Below are 2275 nucleotides of genomic sequence, written 5' to 3' on the forward strand. Positions count from 1 at the left end.
ATGGGGTCAGTCCAGCAGCGCCGCCGGGCATCATCAATGCACAACTGGCCAAAAATACCACCAAAATCACAATAAACGTCTTTACTCACGTTTTCAGCCGGCTATTCGCTATTTTGTGACATCTTCCATTGCATTTTTTTATCGATGAACAGATCTTTTTTCGCGAAGCTTATGGCTGAATGCAGCATTTTCCGCTGTGCGTTTTAACGTTCACGCTATTAATCGCTCACATATTGGTCACACAGCAAGAAATTTTTCTCATTTGCTGGCATTGTTTCCCACTGGGTGTTGCAAATTAATAAGGTCTTTATTCTGCTGAATTGCCAGTAGCATAAATTTCTCTGCTGAAAATAGCGTCCTGAAGTTTTTTTAATCTTTGCCTGCCGTTTCTCACGCTGGATGTAAAACCCGGCTGGCTGTATTGACGTTTCCCCATTCTGTTGACAGATTGTAGGGCATGAGGGGCATTTCATGGAGAATCCGTACTGCAACTCAGTCGTTTTTGCGAAAGGAATCCCCATCTCTCTCTACGCCTTCGGGCACCACCGACCGGACCGGGTAAAAAATAAATAAAGGTCCGGCGGATATATGCAAACAACATCACAATTTTGGAGCAGAATAATGAGTATTTCCTTGAAGAAATCAGGGATGCTGAAGCTTGGTCTGAGCCTGGTCGCCATGACCGTCGCCGCCAGCGTGCAAGCGAAAACCCTGGTTTATTGTTCTGAAGGCTCGCCGGAAGGATTTAACCCACAGCTCTTCACCTCTGGCACCACCTATGATGCCAGCTCCGTACCGATCTATAACCGCCTGGTCGAATTTAAAACCGGTACGACGGAAGTTATTCCAGGACTTGCTGAGAAATGGGAAGTCAGTGCGGATGGCAAAACCTATACTTTCCACCTCCGTCAGGGTGTGAAGTGGCAGGATAATAAAGACTTTAAACCAACCCGTGACCTGAACGCCGATGACGTGGTGTTCTCCTTCGATCGCCAGAAGAATACTAATAACCCGTACCATAAAGTTTCTGGCGGCAGCTATGAATACTTTGAAGGGATGGGCTTACCGGACCTGATTAGCGAAGTGAAGAAAGTGGACGATAATACCGTCCAGTTCGTCCTGACCCGTCCGGAAGCGCCGTTCCTCGCTGATCTGGCCATGGACTTCGCCTCCATTCTTTCGAAAGAGTATGCTGACAACATGCTGAAAGCCGGCACGCCGGAAAAAGTGGATCTCAATCCTATCGGTACCGGCCCATTCCAGCTGCTGCAGTACCAAAAAGACTCGCGCATTCTGTATAAAGCCTTCCCGGGCTACTGGGGCACCAAGCCGCAGATCGATCGTCTGGTCTTCTCCATCACCCCGGACGCTTCCGTGCGCTATGCCAAGCTGCAGAAAAATGAGTGCCAGGTGATGCCGTACCCGAACCCGGCGGACATCGCGCGCATGAAGGAAGATAAGAACATTACCCTGCTGGAACAGCCGGGTCTGAACGTTGGTTATCTCTCCTTTAACACCGAGAAGAAACCGCTGGACGACGTCAAAGTACGTCAGGCGCTGACCTACGCGGTCAACAAAGAAGCGATCATCAAAGCGGTTTACCAGGGCGCAGGCCAGGCGGCGAAGAACCTGATCCCGCCGACCATGTGGGGCTATAACGACGACGTTAAGGACTACACCTACGATCCGGAGAAGGCGAAGCAGCTGCTGAAAGAAGCGGGCCTGGAAAAAGGCTTCACCATCGATCTGTGGGCGATGCCGGTACAGCGTCCGTACAACCCGAACGCCCGCCGCATGGCGGAGATGATTCAGGCTGACTGGGCCAAGATTGGCGTCCAGGCCAAGATCGTCACCTACGAGTGGGGCGAGTATCTGAAGCGGGCGAAAGCGGGCGAGCACCAGAGCGTGATGATGGGCTGGACCGGCGACAACGGGGATCCGGATAACTTCTTCGCGACCCTGTTCAGCTGCGCCGCGGCGAAAGACGGCTCCAACTACTCGCGCTGGTGCTATAAGCCGTTTGAAGATCTTATTCAGCCGGCCCGCGCTACCGACGACCACAACAAGCGTATTGAACTGTACAAACAGGCTCAGGTAGTGATGCATGACCAGGCTCCGGCGCTGATCATTGCTCACTCCACCGTCTATGAGCCGGTGCGTAAAGAAGTCAAAGGCTATGTGGTGGACCCGCTGGGCAAACACCACTTCGATAACGTCTCTGTCGAATAATAAGCACGATGCCTGACCCCCTCTCCCCCCCCCGGGGGGGGGGGGG

The 2275-nt window shown here is 52.4% G+C and carries 1 protein-coding gene; it reads left to right on the forward strand.

Going from position 1 to position 2275, the window contains the following annotated elements; genetic code table 11:
- The first annotated feature begins 621 nt into the window (after positions 1 to 621).
- Positions 622 to 2229 (forward strand): dipeptide ABC transporter periplasmic-binding protein DppA, encoded by a 1608-nt coding sequence (dppA, locus tag HMPREF9538_RS22220; RefSeq protein ID WP_009484203.1) that lies wholly within the window; start codon positions 622 to 624, stop codon positions 2227 to 2229.
- The last annotated feature ends 46 nt before the right edge of the window (positions 2230 to 2275 follow it).

The organism is Klebsiella sp. MS 92-3 (assembly GCF_000195655.1).
GTDB lineage: Bacteria > Pseudomonadota > Gammaproteobacteria > Enterobacterales > Enterobacteriaceae > Klebsiella > Klebsiella pneumoniae.

Excerpts from the sequence above, each read along its gene's own strand:
- dppA (WP_009484203.1), top strand. The coding sequence starts at position 622 with ATGAGTATTTCCTTGAAGAAATCAGGGATGCTGAAGCTTGGTCTGAGC.